The organism is Thermoactinospora rubra (assembly GCF_002093975.1).
GTDB classification, from domain to species: domain Bacteria; phylum Actinomycetota; class Actinomycetes; order Streptosporangiales; family Streptosporangiaceae; genus Nonomuraea; species Nonomuraea rubra_A.
The window spans coordinates 14,624-28,859 of record NZ_MSZZ01000052.1 but is presented as its reverse complement, the minus strand read 5'-3'; the positions used below and the strand labels follow the sequence as shown (position 1 = coordinate 28,859).

Below are 14,236 nucleotides of genomic sequence, written 5' to 3'. Positions count from 1 at the left end.
GCCCGCGCGGGCGGCGCGGGCCATCGGAATCGCGGAGCGGTTGCCTGACGGCTACTTGACGGCTACTTCACGAAGGTGATGCGGCCGGTGGCCGGCGGGGCGACCGGGGAGTGGGCGGTCAGGTAGGCGCCGAAGGCGTCCAGGTCGATCGGCCCGCTCCACAGGTCGGTGCCCTGCGTGAACACCGTGAAGCCGTCGCCGCCGCCCATCAGGAAGTTGTTGGCCGCGATCCTGACGGACTGGCCGTCGGTCACCGGCGTGCCGTTGATCTTGATGTCGGACACCCGGGAGCCGACCGGCTTGGTCGTGTCGAACGTGTAGGTCAGCGACGAGGAGACCTGCAGGATGCGGTGCGTCACCGTGCCGTTGGCCGCCACGCTCCAGACCTGCTGCTCCAGCAGGGCCTTCAGCTGGGCGCCGGTGTAGGTGCGCACCTGGACGATGTTGCCGAACGGCTGGACGGTGAAGGCTTCGCCGTACGTCACGACCCCGTCGCCCTCGCTGCCGCTCTGGGCGTAGGTGAGCGGGGCGCGGATGCCGCCGGGGTTCATCAGCGCGACCTGCGCGCCGGCCGGCTGCGCCGCGGCGAGCTGGGAGTCGGCGATGAGGTTGCCCAGCGGGGTCTCGGGGTTGGCCAGCTGCGGCGAGGTGTTGTTCACCGCGTTGGAGATGTCGGCGGTGATCCTGCCGAGGGGCCGGTTGGCGACGGCCGCGCTGCGCTCCTTCCAGGTGGCCACGGCGGCGGCGATCTCCGCGTCCGGGGTGATCGTCGGCCGGATGACGTGGTTGTCGGCGGTGACCGTCGAGCGGACCACGTCACGGGTGCGCCTGTCCACCTGCAGGTCGATCTGCGTGAGCACGCGCCCGAACGATGAGCCCTGCGTGTAGTAACGCGGCTGGCCGGCCGGGTCGGTCGTCCGGCAGATGTAGGCCTGGTGCGAGTGCCCGCTGATCACCAGGTCGATCTGCGGGTCGAGGTTCTTGGCGATGCGCGAGCCCGCGCCCTCGACCACCGGGCAGGCGTCGGGGCTCTGGCCCTGCGTCACCTGGTCGCCCTCGTGGACGAGCACGACCTGCGCCTTCACGCCGCGCCTGGCCAGGAACCGCGACACCTTGTTGGCCGCCTCCACCTCCTCGGTGAACCGCAGGCCCTTGATGCCCTCGGCGGTGACGATCGTGGGGGTGGTCTGGGTGACCAGGCCGATGAAGCCCACCTTCACCCCGTTGACCGACTTGACGTAGAAGGGCGGCAGCGCGTACCGGCCGCTGCCTTCCTTCAGCACGTTGGCGGCCAGGAAGTCGAAGCTCGTGCCCTCCCACTCGCCGGCCGGGGAGCAGCCGTCGGTCGGGTGGCAGCCGCCCTTCATCAGGCGCTGGAGCTCGGCGTAGCCCTCGTCGAACTCGTGGTTACCGGCCGAGGAGGCGCGCAGGCCGAGCCGGTCGAGGATCTCCAGGGTGGGCTCGTCGTGGTAGGCGGCCGAGACGAGGGGCGAGGCGCCGATCAGGTCGCCCGCGGCCACCAGCATGGTGTTCCGGGTCCGCAATTCCTTGATCTTGGTGGCCAGGCGGGCCACGCCGCCCGCGCCTTCGACCACCACGCCGTTCTCGTCGGTGATGCGGCCGCTGGAGCCGCTGGGGGTCTCCAGGTTGCCGTGCAGGTCGTTGATGGTCAGCAGACGGACGGGGATCGTGGAGTGCGGCACGGCCGCGCTTTGCGGGCTCGCGGTGACCGGCGGGGCGAGGGCTAACCCGCCCGCGGCGACGGCTCCGGCCAGAGCGAGCCGGAGGAGGGTACGGGACGTCATGGGCCCTCACGTTACGGTGTCCGCCCATGCATCGAATGTCGCAAAGGTAACGATTCACCGGTCGGCCCTATGGCGTTGTTTGCCAGCCGTACGCCTAGAGTTCGGTCTGTGACTCCACGCGCCGAGATCAGACAGCGCCTCGACGACCGGGAGATCGCCGAGGTGCTCGGCGTGGTCGAGGCGGCGACGGAAGCCGACGGGGTGCGGCCCCTCAACGAGCACGTCATGCTGCACATGCGGTACGGCGGCGACGTCCGGGCGCGGTCGGTGCTGCTGCGCGAGGGGCCGCGCCTGGCCGGGTACGCGCACGTCGACCCGACCGACGAGGTCGAGGGGCCCAGCGGCGAGCTGGTCATCCACCCCGACTTCCGCCGCCGCGGGTACGGCAAGGCCCTGCTGCGCGCCGTCCTCGACCTCACCGGGGGACGGCTGCGGCTGTGGGCGCACGGCGGGTCGCCCGGCGCGGAGGCCCTGGCGCGCTCGATGGGGTTCGAGCGGGTGCGGTCGCTGTGGCAGATGCGGCGGTCCCTCTTCGCGCCGCTGGCGGCGCCGTCGTGGCCCGACGGGGTACGGCTGCGCACCTTCGTGCCGGGGCAGGACGAGGAGGCGTGGCTGAAGGTCAACGCGGCGGCGTTCGCCAATCACCCCGAGCAGGGGGCGTGGACGCTGGAGGACCTGCGGCGGCGCGAGGCGGAGCCGTGGTTCGACCCCGCCGGATTTTTCCTGGCTTTTCGGGATTCAAGGCTCGTCGGGTTCCATTGGACGAAGATCCACGGCTCGTCCGAGCATGGGCATGAGCCCATCGGCGAGGTCTACGTCGTCGGCATCGACCCCTCCCAGCAGGGCACCGGCCTGGGGAAGGCCCTCACGCTGGCCGGGCTGCGCCACCTGCGTTCGCGGGGCCTCGCCCAGGCCATGCTGTACGTGGACGAGGCCAACCAGGCCGCGATCAGGCTGTATGAGTCCCTCGGGTTCAGCCGGTGGGACGTGGACGTGATGTACGCGACCCCGGGCGTGCGCCGCGTGTCACCCGGTCACTCCACCAGCCAGTAGAGCGGGAAGAACGTCACCGCGGCCACCAGGGCGGCCATCGGGATGGTCAGCACCCAGGCCGTGACGATGTTGCCCGCGACGCCCCACCGCACCGCCGACAGGCGCTTGGTCGACCCGACGCCCATGATGGCGCTGGTGATCGTGTGCGTCGTGGAGATCGGCGCGCCGAACCCGATGGCCGCGCCGTACAGGACGGTCGAGGCGGCGGTCTCGGCGGCGAACCCCTGCGGCGGCTCCAGGGCGATGATCCGGCGGCCCAGCGTGCGCATGATCCGCCAGCCTCCGGCGTACGTGCCCAGGCCGATCGCGGCGGCGGCGGCCAGGATGACCCACTGCGGGATCGGGTCCTCCTTGGCCACGAAACCGCCCGTGAACAGCGCCAGGAAGATCACACCCATGGTCTTCTGCGCGTCCTGCAGGCCGTGGCCGAGCGCCATCGCGGCGGCCGAGACGGTCTGCGCGTGCCGGAACCCGCGGTTGGCTCTTCCCGGATGCGCGTTGCGGAAGATCCAATAAATCGCGATCATGACTAGCGCGGCGAGCGAGAAGCCGACCAGCGGTGAGACGATCATCGGGATGACGACCTTCTCCACCACGCCGGCCCACTGCACTGTGCTCTCCTGACCGGGCGGGACAGGCACGAGCGAGGAAGCCAGTGCGGAACCGACGAGACCGCCGATCAGCGCGTGACTGGAGGAGGACGGCAGGCCGAAGTACCAGGTGATGAGGTTCCAGGTGATCGCGCCCACCAGCCCGGCGCCCACGATCACCAGCCCGTGGTTGCCCTCGGGCGCGGTGATGATCCCCTTGCCCACGGTCGAGGCGACCTGGGTGCCGAGGTGGGCGCCGATGAAGTTCATGCCGGCCGCCATCAGCAGCGCCGCCCTGGGGGTCAGCGCCCTGGTGGAGACCGAGGTCGCGATGGCGTTCGCCGCGTCGTGGAAGCCGTTGGTGTAGTCGAAGACCAGCGCAACGACGACCACGCCGATGACAAGGCCGAGCGTGAGGTCCACTTAGCTTTCCTTGACCGCGATCGACTCGATCGTGTTGGCGACGTGCTCGAAGGCGTCGGCGGCCTCCTCGAGCGCGTCGATGACCTCCTTCATCTTCATGACGGTGAGCGCGTCGTACTCACCGCTGAAGAGCTTGGCCAGCAACCGCCGGTAGACCTGGTCGGCCTGGTTCTCCAGACGGTTGACCTCGATCCAGTACTCGTTGAGGTTCTTCATCGACCGCAGCCGCGGCATCGCCTCGGCCGTCAGCTCCGCCGCGCGCTCCAGCACCTCCACCTGCCGGACGACGTCCTTGGGCAGGTGTTCGAGCTGGTACAGGACGATGAGGTCGGACGCCGCCTCCATGGCGTCCATCACATCGTCCAGGTTCGAGGCCAGGCGGTAGATGTCCTCGCGGTCGAAGGGCGTGATGAAGCTCTCATTCAACCGGTTCATGATCGCATGAGTGCGTTCGTCACCGGTGTGCTCGCAGGCACGCATCTTCTCGGCCAGGCTTTCCCTGTCCGATCCGTCGCTGATGATCTCCACGAGCAGTCGTGATGCGGTGACCAGGTTGTTCGCGGAGTCCGCGAACAGGTCGTAGTAGCTGTCCTCACGTGGCGTGAGACGCAGTCGCACGTCGTACTCCAGATGTGCGGGGATGGTCCGTGAAGAGGGTACGGCTTACCAGCGGAAATGCGAACTTCATCTCCTGGCTACCCTCCGTGTGTGGTGCCACACCAGCGCTGGGCGGTACGGTGAGCACTTTTTGCGCCTTCCCCCGCAAGGCCTCTCGGCTCACGTGTTCCGCCTGTGGGTCTCGCCTTCCGCGATTGGATCTCGGTGGTGGGATCTCCCTTCGGGCGGCATGGGTCGAGGGGTGGGGTTCAGGGGGTGTGTGTCCGGGGGTTGCGCCCTGGGCTTGTGTCTCGGGCTTGTTTCGTGCGGCGGCATGGCGGTTTCCCGGCCGTGTGCACTCAAACCTTCTCGCGCCTCGTAGAGGGACGTCCAGGCGGGGGCCCCGTCCCGAGGAAAGAGTGTATGGGGACGGCGTTGTGCTGCTTCGTCTCAGACCTTCGTCCGGTGGAAGTTGAGGAACGATCTCGATGGCGTGGGGCCGCGCTGACCTTGGTACCGCGAGCCGTACCGCTCGGAGCCATAGGGGTGATCGGCGGGAGAGCTGAGCTTGAACACGCACAGCTGCCCGATCTTCATGCCCGGCCACAGCTTGATCGGCAACGTCGCGACATTGGACAGCTCCAGCGTCACGTGCCCGCTGAACCCGGGGTCGATGAAGCCGGCGGTCGAGTGCGTGAGCAACCCGAGCCGGCCCAGGCTCGACTTGCCCTCCAGCCTGGACGCCAGGTCGTCCGCGAGCGTGACCACCTCGTAGGTGCTCGCGAGCACGAACTCGCCCGGATGGAGGATGAACGGCTCGTCACCCTCCGGCTCGACCATCCTGGTCAGGTCCGGCTGCTCCACCGCGGGGTCGATGTGGGGGTACCGATGGTTTTCGAAGACCCTGAAGTAGCGGTCCAGGCGTACGTCTATGCTTGACGGCTGGATCATCTCCTCGTCGAAGGGATCGAGCTTGAGCCGCCCGGCTTCGATCTCGGCGAGGATGTCTCGGTCGGAAAGCAACACGCTGAGCAACTTACCGTGTGCGGGGTTCTGGCTTGCCGAAGTGCTCCGGGTTTCCGCTACAGTGGGATCGCGGCCTCTGGCCGACGCGGGTGTAGTTCAATGGCAGAACATCAGCTTCCCAAGCTGACAGCGCGGGTTCGATTCCCGTCACCCGCTCTCACTATGAAAAGCCAGGTCAGGGATGGATTCCCGACCTGGCGTTCGATCTTTCCGGATGCGTTTTCGATCTTCCGTGCCCGTTACGTGCCCGATCCTTCCTGATCTTGCTTCGTGATGGCCTCCTCGGCGAGCTTGCCGAGGGCGTCGGCGATGGCTCGGTCACGCTCCATCGCGGTGTGCTGGTAGATCAGCGCGGCCCGCGTGGTCGAGTGGCCCATGCGGGTCATCAGGTCGCGAAGGCTTGCGCCGGAGCGGGCCGCGAGGTCGTTGCCGGTGTGGCGAAGGTCGTGGAAGTGGATGCCGGAAAGGCCGGCCTTCCTGAGCGCCGCCGCCCAGACACGGGTGAAGTTGGCCCGCCGCAGCTTGGCGCCCTTGGGGCCGACGAACACATGCCCCTCGTCACCCCGCTCGGCATAGGTCTCCATGTGGGCCTTCAAGCCGGGCAGGAGCATCGCGGGAATGCTGACGACGCGCTTGCCCGCATCGGACTTGGGCGGGCCGAGAGTGATCGAGCCGTCCTTGAGTTCCGTCGTGGTGGCAACGACGCGGATCGTTCCCGCTTCCAGGTCGATGTTCCGCCGCTGGAGTGCGGCCAACTCGCCCCAGCGCAGGCTTGCGAAGGTGGCCAGCAGGACGAGCATGCGGAAGCGAGGCTCGATCGAGTCGGCCAGCGTGAAGACTTGCTTGACGGTGAGCACGGGCCGCTCTGGTGAGTCCTCCCTGCCAGCGCCCTTGATCTTGCAGGGATTGGACTTGATCAGCCCGTCGCTCACGGCGGTGTTGAAGATGGCCTTGAGCAGCCGGTACGCCTTGGCGACGGTCACCGGTCCCACCCCGTTGTCGAGCAGCGTCTTGCGCCACTTCCTGACGTGCGGCTCCTTGACCTCCGCGATCGTCCGGTTGCCGAAAGTCGGGATGAGGTGGATGCGGAGCAGCCCTTCATAGAGCTGGACCGTCTTGGGGCGAAGGCCGGGGCGTTCCTCGACCCAGGCGGTGCCGTACTCTTTGAAGCTGACCTTGCCGAGGTCGGGGTTGATCCAGTCGCCCTCGTGGATCTCGGTTTCTTTCTTGCTCAGCCAGATCTCCGCCTCCTTCTTCGTGGCGAAGGTTTGCGGTGCTGGACGGTCCACACCATCGGGACCGGGATATCTGGCCTGGTACCGGCCCGAGGGGAGCTTCCGAACGCGGCCGAACCGACGCTTGCTCATGCCGCTCTCCCGGGACGAGTGTTGATCGGGTGAACGAGCCCCGCCGCGATGAAGTCGTTGAGTGCGGATTCGGGAATGCGGACCTTGCGCCCCAGACGGACGAAGGTGATCCGGCGTTCCTCTATGAGGCGCCGAGGGAATCGCTCGGTTGTGCCGAGCCGTTCGGCGACTTCGGCCACCGTCAGGAGGCGGTCGGCCGGTCGCTTAGCCGTATTGCTCATGCCGCTCTCCCTTCAGTTGCCGAAAGATCTTGGCCGGTGGCTTGGGCTTCCAGCTGGCGGAGGTGGGCGCGCCAGCGTTGGCGTTGGTGGATGGATCTCAGCAGCCGTACGGCCAGCGGGGGCAGGTTGGCGTCACCGGCCGGGACGGGCTTCCAGACGTAGCGGTGTGGGTTGGTGGCCTCCGCGGGCAGGCCGAGGGCTTCCAGCACCCAGGTACGGCGGTCTTGCCGGTGTTCGGCCAGGGTCTTGTTGGACCACTTGCGGGAGACCAGGACGCGACGGCCGGCGTAGCCGAGGTGGTCGGGCTTGTGCGCCTTGGAGCGGCAGCGGCCGGGAGTCATCCCCCGCTTGGCGTGCTTGGGTTGCACGCCGTAGCGCAGCCAGTTCGGGCAGGTCGGCGAGCAGGGCTCGAAGCGCAGGGCCTCGACCAGGCGGGCCGCGTGCTCGCGCCGGGCCGGGCCGCCGTCATCCAGGCTCTCGCCGAGACTCTTGGTCAGGTACTTGGCCAGGTACCGGATGCACTGGTCGGCATCACGGGTTCCGGCCAGCACGCCCTTGACGTCGACCTGGTCGCCGAACCGGATCACATGCAACGGTTCGGCATCCTCGTCGGCGTCGAGCCGGTCAAGGGCCTCATCCCAGGTGGGGAGGACTTCCCCGGTGTCGGGGTCGAGGTAACCAGTCCCGTCCTCCCAAACCGGCAGGTGCTCACCGTCGTAGATGACCGTGTCGGCTTGGGGCCACCACACCTGGTGGTAGGTGGCGGCGGCGATCTGCTTGACCTCCGCGCGCGGGAGGGTGCCGCGGATGGCCATGTGCAGGTGCGGCGCCAGCCGCTTTTGTGGCTCGACGGCGGCGAAGTACTGCACGTCATACCCGGCGACCCGGCGCAGGTTCTGCACGAACCGGTCGACGAGCTTGGCGAAGTGCAGCGCGTCGCGAGCGGCCCGGGCGTAGTCGTAGGCGTCCGGGTCGACCGGCACGCCGTCACGCACCTTGCCGTAGGACGGCAGGGTGAGGGTGACGAACAGCGAGGGCCGGTAGACCTTGCCGTCCGGAGCCTGGAAGGTGCGGCCCAGCGTGGTGCTGGCCACCTTGCGCCGGGGCAGATCCGGTGCGTCCTGACGGCGCTTGGTGGAGCGGACCCGCTTGGGGGCGGTGCGGCCCAGGACGCTCCCCCGCATGCCCGCGGCGTTGATCTCCTCATCGATCGCGGTGAGGACGGCGTCCAGGTCGGTGGTGTCCCCGCCGGCCGCTGCGGCGTGGTCGCGTTGGGCCTGCATGTCGGCACGGAACTCGATCAGCCAGCGCTGCTCGTCGGTGGCCTCCTCCGGGGTGATGACCGGCTCGTGGTCGAGGTGCCAGCCCTCGCGGCATTGGGCCATGCGTAGGTGCCGGTTGCGCTTGGCGCAGGGCGGGCACTTGCTCTCCAGCGTCGAGCCGCACGGGACGTCGATGAGGTCCCACCGACCGGTGTGGGTGTCCAGGCGCTTGAGCGGGATGGGCCGGATGCACACGCCGTGCAGCTTGGCGACCTCTTCGACGACGTCGCGGGCGTGCGGCATGGCCAGCCGTACCGCGCGAGGCAGAGAACGATCTGTCATGCGGTCCTCCCGTCGTCGGTGTCGGGGACGGTGAGTGCGGAGGCCCCGCACTCGCGGCACTCGACCAGCGCGCGGACCGGGTCGAGCCACAAGACGTTGAGCGCGCCGCAGTCGGCGCAGCGCAGGTTGTCCAGGAAGTGAGCCAGTGTCATCGGGTCTCACCGCCGAACTCTGCGACCATGGCGCGGATGTCCTCGTCGGAGACGTAGGCCGCGCGGACCCGCACCGGGTCAGGACTCGTCTCCAGCCGGACGTAACCGACGCCGGCGCCCAGCTCGGGAACCGGTGAGATGTGGTCGGCCAGCGCCCCGCGATCCCGTGCGCCGTCGCCGAGGACCATGTCGACCTGTTCGGACTCATCCAGCCGGAGGGCGATCTTGTCGGGGAACAGGTTGCGGATGTTCATGACCTCCTTGCGCGGGTCCTGCAAGGCGGCCATGACGCCGATCCCGACCGCCCGGCCCTGGGTGGTGAGCGTCGCCAGGGCGGCGGAGATGCGGTGCCGGAGCTGCTTGTCGGGTTGGTAGGCGGTCAGGAACGCCACCTCATCGACGATGATCAGGACGAACGGATCTTCGATCGTGGGGGTGTGGTTGCGCTGGTGGCCGGCGAACCGGGCGGCACGCGCCTGCATGACCTTCACCGCGTCGTCGAGCAGATCGGCGCAGTCGCCGGGGTCGGCCGCATACCGGGAGCCGAACAGGGCGCGGCCGTAGGACAGCTCCATCAGCTTGGGATCGAGCGCCCACAGCTCGACCAGGCCCGCCCGCATCGCGGGGAGCAGGCCGCGGATGGTCGACCACAGGATCGAGCCCTTGCCCGCCCCGGTCGCCCCGGCCACCAGGACATGCGTGCCGTGGACCTTCAGCCGCCACGGCGAGCCGTCTTCCTGCTTGCCGATCTCGACCGGCCCCACCGAGGCCGCCTCGGGGAGGGGCAGAGCCGGGAGGGGCGTGGCCAGCGGGTCACGCCGGGGGAAGGTGAGCCGCAGCCGTCCGCCCTTGATCACGGCGACACGGCAGGATTCCGCGCTGAAGCCGCGGGCGAGGTTGTCGGTCCGGTCGGCCCAGTCCTTGACCGCCTGGCCGTTGAGCATGCGGACGGTGACGATGTCCGCCCATGAGGTGCAGGTGACCGTGCCGAGCTTGGGCAGGTAGTCGCGGCCCCGGATGTGCTTGCCGAGCCCGGAGACGATCATGACGGGTTGCCAGTGCCGCCGGTACACCCAGACCAGCCGCCACCAGGCCAGCAACCGCCGGCCCACCAGCGCGGCGAAGGATGGCCGGTCGAGGAGGCCCCAGCCGGTCAGGCCGACAAGGACGATCGTGGCCACGATGAGCGTGACGCGCCAGCCGTACAGGACGGTCAGGACGCAGGGCGTGACCGCGACCAGGGCGGCCACGGGATGCCGCCACACGGTACGGACGAGGCTCACCATGGCGCGCCAGGCGAAGACGATGAGCGTGATGATCGCGGGTGTCTGCACGACGGCCGGTTTGAACACGACCGCCGTATCGGGGGTGGTCGAGACGATGCGGTGCGGCTCGTCGCCGGGCATCTTCTTGAACATTAGGCTTGGTGTCCTTCCAGACATTCGCGTGTTGAGGAAGATCAAGGGGCCGCCGGAAGTTGCCGCTTCTGGCGGCCCCGCTTGCACCTCAGGCCGCATCCGTGGCGTCCTGGGCCGACTGGTGGATGTGCAGCCGCTCGCAGTCGGCCAGGTAGCGAGCGGCGGCGTCGAAGATCAGGCGTGCGGTACGCAGGTCGGCGCCGGTGACCTGTCCACCTCCGGTGGTGGAGATCCACACGTCCGCCTCGTCGGAGCTGACCGTGAAGTACGGCCGTCGCCCGTCGATCACTCCGGCGCGAATATGCAGATCCGCCGTGTAGAAGGAGACGACGAGACAAGGAGCCTCGTCGGGCTGCATGGTCACCGTGACGTAGGTGTATGGGCCGCGATCGCTCATGCCGCGATCACCCCACGCCGGTGGATGCGCTCCACGCACCGGGCGAAGTCCTGCGCTTGCTGGGCCAGCTGGCGGGCGAACTCCACCTCGGCCGCCGTGACGTGATCCGACGCCGAGGTGGCGATCTGCACCTGGACCAGCCCGAAGGCCAGCGCCAGGATCGGCGTGCGCAGCGGGTAGGCGTGGTTCTCCACCGTCGCGCCGGAGGCGGTGTTGAGGGTGATGATGCTCGTCGGCCGAGCCTGCCGCCGCCCCATCACGCCGCGTCCTTCGCGCTCGCCGGAGCGGGCTTGCCGGCGTTGGCCGTCGCCCGGGGCGCCCGCATCTCGCGGACCTTGATGGAGTAGGCCAGCCGACCACTGCCGTTGACGTACGGCGTGACCGTGATGTGGCCGAACTCCACCGGCGTGAACGGCAGCCCCGGCATGGGCGGCGGAGGAACCGGCTGGGTCGGGCTGAGGATCTTCACCGCGACGGTCTTCTGCGCGGCCTTGAGCGTCGGGTCGCCGTCCATGACTGAGACCTGCCAGACGAGTTCACCGGTCTGCTTGTCGCGGGCCTGGACGAACCGGCCGCCGGTCGAGGCGTCGAAGTCCTTGACCGGCTCGACCTCCCCGACGATGTAGCAGCCGTGCGGGAAGACCATCTCGAACGTCACAGGGATGGGTCCCTGGAGAGCCATGGTGTACCACTCCTTCGTCTATCCCCCTAGACAGTTGCGGCCGTTCCGCTGTGGGTTCTGTCTAGGGGGCTATGCAGAGGACGATAACCTGAGTATCCCCGAACTGTCTAGGGGGGTAAACATGGCGGGTCTATCTTGTTGGAGCGCCTTGTGACTAGGGTCGGGGTGATTACCTACGGGGGATGCTTCGTGCTGCATGCCGCTGGGCGGGACATGCTCGCGTCCGACTGGGATTTGATCTTCGTTGCGCTCGTCTTGCTGGTGCTGCCGGTGCTGGGTGCCATCGTGGGCATCCTCCTGACCAAGCTGGAGCGCCGCTCCGGCAAGTGGTGAGCAGGTCAGAGCCGGACGTACGCCGCCGTCGCATCGTCGAACGCCTTGCCACGCGGCCAGCGTGAGCCGTGCGGGTCGGAGTTCTCGGCCTGCCGTACCTGATGGATCAGCTCCTCGGGACCCTGACCGGCCAGCACGTCGAGAAGGTCGCGCCAGGACATCAGCGCGAAGCGATCGACCGGACGAGACGCGCCGTCGCTCAGCAGTGCTGCCGCCTTCACCTGGTCGAGGGGCAGGTTGCCGGTGAGCGCCTGCTCGGCGGCCAGGGGATCGGTGGCGGCGACCCAGAAGCCGCCGTCGCGGTTGCGGTAGGCGCGCAGGATTTCGACGTAGTCGCGGTGCGCGGCGACGTGTTCGGGGCTGCCGGAGGCGAGGGCGTCCATGGCGGCCCGGTATTGCCGCCCGACCAGGGCTTCCCGGTCATCGACGATCACGGTCGGCTCTGCCGTACCGGCCATGTCCAGGATCAGGACCGAGTCGGCCAAGACCAGCCAGTCCAGGGCGTCAGCGGTACGGCGGAGCATGATCACGGTGGCCGAGGGGGAGCCGGGATGGGTCAGGTCGCAGGTGCCGTCATGTAGGGAGGCGACGGTCTTAATGCCCTCGGCCAGCAGCTCGGGCAGGGGGCCGGCGCTTTGCGTCATGGCGGCGAGCAGGGTGGAGCCGAGCGTGCGGGCGTACCAGGCGACGCCGTGCGAGCAGCCCGACTCGGAGCCCGGGGGAGTGCCGGAGCCGTCCAGCAGCACGACGGCGTCCGGGGTGGCGGCGACGAAGTCCTCGTTCGGGCGGCCGGGGGCCGCTTGGGTGGCGAAGGTGACCCGCACGCTTTAGTCCTCCTCGTGGCGGTACAGCGGACTGGCCAGCTCAGACCTCACCGGTTCCCCGGTTTGCGGGTCGTACTCCACGCCGACGACGGTGGAGAAGCGCTTGTCGCCGACTTGCCCCCACAGGGTGGCGATCTCGGTCTGGAGCAGCTGCACCACGCCGAGGGTGCCTTGAGGGTGGATGCCGGTGAACACCAGCAGGGTGCCCTTGTCGTCCGGGCGGGGGAGACGGCCGAGATAGGCGTAGTCGACCGGGCGCGGCGGTTGGCTGTCGGAGCCGGAGCGGTAGATCTGGCCGGTACGGCGGTCGCGCAGCGTCCAGGCGTCGTCCTTGACCCACTCCAGGACGGGGTCGGATTCATACAGCTGGGCCATGACCGGGGAGAGCTTGGGGCCGCAGATGACGATGAGGTTGGGGCGGTTGACGTCGATCTGGCCGCCGAGGGGGACGTGTTCCAGTTCCATGGCCAGGTCGAAGCCGCGGGCGAGGTCTTCCAGGCGCTTGGCGGCGGTGACGTCTTCCATGGCGACCACGGGGCGGGCGTTGACGGCTTCCTGCTTGAGGGGAGTGGCCAGGGTGATGGTGCCGGTGCCGAGGAAGGCGCCCTCGGGGGCCGGGCCGGTGTGCCGGATCTGGTGGATGCGGCCCCGGGTGAGGCCGGCTTCCTTGGCGATCTGGGCATAGGAGAGACCCTGGGCGTGAAGTTCCTGGATCACGCGGCGGCGGAGCCGGGCCAGTTCGGTGACCTCTTGCTGGGCGGCGTTGAGGCGTTCGGTGGCGACCCGCAGCAGTTGGAACGGGTCTTTGATGGCGGCGATGCGCTCAACGTCACTCGGCGGCATGGGTCCCCCTCGCAAGGCTCCTAGAGAGTCTAGGGCTCTAGACAGTATGTCGTCTCTTCCCCAGGAAGGGCCAATTTTGATCGGTTCGCCGGTTAGGAAACTGACCGCCCGAATCGCCGAACGCCGTCGAGGGACCCCTCGTGGGCTCATCTGGCTTGCCCGCTGAGAATGGCCTTCCAGATCGCATGCGCTTCGGCGATCCGTACGCGATGAGTCTCGGCGACGATGCGGTCATCGCCTTGGACGACGCGCCGTACGAAGGCGAGGCCGCCGGATTCGCACAGCTCGTAGTAGACGGCGCGGCAGTCGCAGGTCCAGTCCCGGACACGGCACCGTCCGTCGAGCCGGGGATCCAGCCACTCCAGCCGCATGCAGTCGGCCTGCGACGCCGGCGGATGTGGCGCCAGGCAGCCGGGCCTCAGCATGCCGCTTCCTTGCGGACCGGCCGGCGGAGCACCGCCCAGACGGTCCGCCCACGGTGGTCGCCCCAGACGCCCCAGTCATCGGCGAGGGAGGAGACGAGGAGCAGGCCGCGCCCGTTCTCGCCTTCGGGGCAGGGGCGGAGTGCCTTGGGGGAGCAGGGGCTTCCCTCGTCGAGGACGCCGAGCCAGAGCTGATCGGGATGGGACTGCACGGTGACGACGAACCGGCCGTCGAAGCGTCCGCTGGCAGAGTGCCGGATCGCGTTGGTGGCCAGCTCGCTCACGATCAGCTCGGCGTCGTGGGCGAGGGGCGAGCCGGGGAGGAGGGCGGCGACGAAGCGGCGGGCTTCCCGGACGGAGGGGGCGGAGCCGAGGAAGTAGCGGGAGAAGCGCCAGGACGGCATGGGCAGCTCCGATGTCTAGGGGACTATACAGCCTGCCGTCAGCGTATGAGCGAGCCGCGCTATCGCTCAAGCTAT

At 68.7% G+C, this 14,236-nt stretch carries 18 protein-coding genes and 1 tRNA gene; 3 read left to right on the top strand and 16 right to left on the bottom strand.

What is annotated here, in order from left to right:
- Window positions 1–62: 62 nt before the first annotated feature.
- Entirely contained in the window at window positions 63–1,805 is a 1,743-nt protein-coding gene (locus BSB02_RS31705) for a bifunctional metallophosphatase/5'-nucleotidase (RefSeq protein WP_084964598.1), read from the bottom strand.
- Window positions 1,806–1,913: 108 nt separating this feature from the next.
- Here BSB02_RS31705 and mshD point away from each other — a divergent pair, with 108 nt between their 5' ends.
- Window positions 1,914–2,858, top strand: a complete 945-nt coding sequence (mshD, locus tag BSB02_RS31700; RefSeq protein ID WP_240506810.1) for a mycothiol synthase — start codon at window positions 1,914–1,916, stop codon at window positions 2,856–2,858.
- Here the strand turns inward: mshD and BSB02_RS31695 are convergent.
- The 3 genes from BSB02_RS31695 to dcd form a co-directional block, all read right to left on the bottom strand.
- Window positions 2,840–3,871, bottom strand: coding sequence for an inorganic phosphate transporter (locus BSB02_RS31695; protein ID WP_084964594.1), 1,032 nt, complete (start codon window positions 3,869–3,871; stop codon window positions 2,840–2,842). The two genes, mshD and BSB02_RS31695, sit on opposite strands and share 19 nt — an antisense overlap.
- Window positions 3,872–4,489 (bottom strand): DUF47 domain-containing protein, encoded by a 618-nt coding sequence (locus BSB02_RS31690; RefSeq protein ID WP_084964592.1) that lies wholly within the window; start codon window positions 4,487–4,489, stop codon window positions 3,872–3,874.
- A 429-nt stretch (window positions 4,490–4,918) separates the two neighbouring features.
- On the bottom strand, window positions 4,919–5,494 hold the full coding sequence (gene dcd / locus BSB02_RS31685) for a dCTP deaminase (protein ID WP_084964668.1): 576 nt from the start codon (window positions 5,492–5,494) through the stop codon (window positions 4,919–4,921).
- 85 nt (window positions 5,495–5,579) lie between these two features.
- Here dcd and BSB02_RS31680 point away from each other — a divergent pair.
- A tRNA-Gly gene (locus BSB02_RS31680) sits at window positions 5,580–5,650 on the top strand.
- Between the two features lie 83 nt (window positions 5,651–5,733).
- Here BSB02_RS31680 and BSB02_RS31675 read toward each other — a convergent pair.
- From BSB02_RS31675 to BSB02_RS31645, 8 genes are all read right to left on the bottom strand, one after another.
- Window positions 5,734–6,861: a tyrosine-type recombinase/integrase gene (locus BSB02_RS31675; protein ID WP_143591392.1), complete on the bottom strand. Its 1,128-nt coding sequence runs from the start codon at window positions 6,859–6,861 to the stop codon at window positions 5,734–5,736.
- On the bottom strand, window positions 6,858–7,082 hold the full coding sequence (locus tag BSB02_RS31670; protein WP_084964590.1) for a helix-turn-helix domain-containing protein: 225 nt from the start codon (window positions 7,080–7,082) through the stop codon (window positions 6,858–6,860). The genes BSB02_RS31675 and BSB02_RS31670 overlap by 4 nt, the downstream gene beginning before the upstream one ends.
- Window positions 7,079–8,686, bottom strand: a complete 1,608-nt coding sequence (locus tag BSB02_RS31665) for a replication initiator (RefSeq protein WP_084964588.1) — start codon at window positions 8,684–8,686, stop codon at window positions 7,079–7,081. Before BSB02_RS31665 ends, BSB02_RS31670 begins: the two co-directional genes overlap by 4 nt.
- Window positions 8,683–8,838 (bottom strand): hypothetical protein, encoded by a 156-nt coding sequence (locus BSB02_RS40790; protein ID WP_158088785.1) that lies wholly within the window; start codon window positions 8,836–8,838, stop codon window positions 8,683–8,685. The genes BSB02_RS31665 and BSB02_RS40790 overlap by 4 nt, the downstream gene beginning before the upstream one ends.
- On the bottom strand, window positions 8,835–10,256 hold the full coding sequence (locus BSB02_RS31660) for an FtsK/SpoIIIE domain-containing protein (protein ID WP_084964586.1): 1,422 nt from the start codon (window positions 10,254–10,256) through the stop codon (window positions 8,835–8,837). Before BSB02_RS31660 ends, BSB02_RS40790 begins: the two co-directional genes overlap by 4 nt.
- 88 nt (window positions 10,257–10,344) lie before the next feature.
- Window positions 10,345–10,653 carry a hypothetical protein gene (locus BSB02_RS31655; protein WP_084964585.1) on the bottom strand — a complete coding sequence of 103 codons (309 nt, stop codon included), beginning with the start codon at window positions 10,651–10,653 and terminating at the stop codon, window positions 10,345–10,347.
- On the bottom strand, window positions 10,650–10,913 hold the full coding sequence (locus tag BSB02_RS31650; protein ID WP_143591390.1) for a hypothetical protein: 264 nt from the start codon (window positions 10,911–10,913) through the stop codon (window positions 10,650–10,652). Before BSB02_RS31650 ends, BSB02_RS31655 begins: the two co-directional genes overlap by 4 nt.
- Window positions 10,910–11,335, bottom strand: a complete 426-nt coding sequence (locus BSB02_RS31645) for a plasmid replication, integration and excision activator (protein WP_084964581.1) — start codon at window positions 11,333–11,335, stop codon at window positions 10,910–10,912. Before BSB02_RS31645 ends, BSB02_RS31650 begins: the two co-directional genes overlap by 4 nt.
- A 189-nt stretch (window positions 11,336–11,524) precedes the next feature.
- Here BSB02_RS31645 and BSB02_RS40785 point away from each other — a divergent pair, with 189 nt between their 5' ends.
- On the top strand, window positions 11,525–11,668 hold the full coding sequence (locus BSB02_RS40785) for a hypothetical protein (RefSeq protein WP_158088784.1): 144 nt from the start codon (window positions 11,525–11,527) through the stop codon (window positions 11,666–11,668).
- A 5-nt stretch (window positions 11,669–11,673) separates the two neighbouring features.
- Here BSB02_RS40785 and BSB02_RS31635 read toward each other — a convergent pair whose 3' ends face one another.
- From BSB02_RS31635 to BSB02_RS31620, 4 genes are all read right to left on the bottom strand, one after another.
- Window positions 11,674–12,492, bottom strand: a complete 819-nt coding sequence (locus BSB02_RS31635) for a protein phosphatase 2C domain-containing protein (protein ID WP_084964577.1) — start codon at window positions 12,490–12,492, stop codon at window positions 11,674–11,676.
- Between the two features lie 3 nt (window positions 12,493–12,495).
- Window positions 12,496–13,335, bottom strand: a complete 840-nt coding sequence (locus BSB02_RS31630; RefSeq protein WP_084964575.1) for a sigma-70 RNA polymerase sigma factor region 4 domain-containing protein — start codon at window positions 13,333–13,335, stop codon at window positions 12,496–12,498.
- Window positions 13,336–13,481: 146 nt separating this feature from the next.
- Window positions 13,482–13,760: a hypothetical protein gene (locus BSB02_RS31625; RefSeq protein WP_084964573.1), complete on the bottom strand. Its 279-nt coding sequence runs from the start codon at window positions 13,758–13,760 to the stop codon at window positions 13,482–13,484.
- Entirely contained in the window at window positions 13,754–14,161 is a 408-nt protein-coding gene (locus BSB02_RS31620) for an ATP-binding protein (protein ID WP_084964571.1), read from the bottom strand. The genes BSB02_RS31625 and BSB02_RS31620 overlap by 7 nt, the downstream gene beginning before the upstream one ends.
- Window positions 14,162–14,236 lie beyond the last annotated feature (75 nt).